The organism is Litorilituus lipolyticus (genome assembly GCF_006439335.1).
Classification (GTDB): domain Bacteria; phylum Pseudomonadota; class Gammaproteobacteria; order Enterobacterales; family Alteromonadaceae; genus Colwellia; species Colwellia lipolytica.
This window is the reverse complement of record NZ_SAWY01000039.1, coordinates 1-1,419: the sequence shown is the minus strand read 5'-3', so window position 1 is coordinate 1,419 and position 1,419 is coordinate 1. Positions and strand designations below refer to the sequence as shown.

Genomic DNA, 1,419 nt, shown 5'->3' with positions numbered 1-1,419 from the left:
GAAGCTGAAGTACAGGATACACAAACAGTATTATTACCTGATGCTCAATCTGGTTGGCAACATTTTACTGGTTTATCGTTAGCTCTTAATAGTGATCATACAGGGCTATCAGGAAAAGGATGGATAGATAATTATCAAGACCAACCTATCTCTTGGTCAATCTTAGATGATAATTTACGTATTGAATTTACTGAGAAAGTGAGTCACTTCAATTATTACTCTGCTCCATTTACGGATATTGCAGAGACGTATGGCCAACCCATTGCTGATGAATTAAATCGCTTAGTTCAACTCGGTACCATTGAATCATCACTTCAAATTGAAGTACAAGAAGGTGAGTTGTCTAAAACACTGCAAAAAGAGTCAAGTAATGGCAATGTTTTACGAGTAAATGTAAGTACGGTATATGAGCAAGAATTGATTATACCGGCAGAGTGGAATTGGCAATCTACATCAACCAAAGTCACAACAACCAGTGAAAGCATTCAAAATTATCATACTGAATTAACGAGTGTTATTACAGATTTAGACGTGAATGATATGGAAGGTTTTTGGGGGGTATTTTTACATTACCAGCATCAAAATGGTCCAGTGTATGGTAATAATGAACTAACCTTTGGTGTGTATGCAGATGAAATAGAGTTTTTAAATAATGGCTCTACGAATACATTGTACAGTGGTTATGATTTTAATTGGGCATTAACAAATAATACAATAGAGCTGATTGAAGGTACTACTCGTTTTGTTATTAAACCGTTTAGTCAGTTAGAAAAAGCATATTTGGCTTATATTGAACAATATAACGACGGACAGCTTGTTCGGGTATTTACCTCTCAATTATCGAAGCATGATAACAGTTTTACCTCTTTTACTCAGAATATAGCTACAGAATTACCTCAGGTTACCTTGGCAGGAATAAATAATGTGTATCCATCTTCATGGGATGGAAATAAACTGAATTTAGAAGATGTTTGGGGTTACCATTTTAAAGTTGATGGCACACTTCGTCGTGGAGTTTCCGGTCAGTATGATGACGTAGAAACAAAATCTAATCCTTCTTTTTATATGGGAGACGCATGGACTTATAGTGTAAGTGGTAGCTTAGTTACTTTAAGTCAAAGTACAGATGAGCGAGTTCGAGAAAGAACTTGGCGCGTCATGAGCGTAGATAGTACAGGCAAGGCTTTAGTATTAGAGCGTTCAATCTATGGTTATGATTTAGATGATGATGGTGAGATTACCGCAGAGGAAACAGGCAATTTTATTCCACCTCGTTTTAATATATTAACTAAGACAGATTTAAGTCAATGGCCAGAAGCTTGGGCATCACTCATTGATAGCGACGGAGATGGTCTTAATGACTATGTTGAAGTAGATATGGGTACTGACCCACATGATGCGGATTCAGATAACGATGGT

At 36.6% G+C, this 1,419-nt stretch carries 1 protein-coding gene; it reads left to right on the top strand.

The genetic code is table 11. The annotated features are described in order from the left end of the window. Positions 1-1,419 (top strand): thrombospondin type 3 repeat-containing protein (locus EPA86_RS16125; protein ID WP_211664953.1); only part of this gene is annotated, 1,419 nt, incomplete at both ends.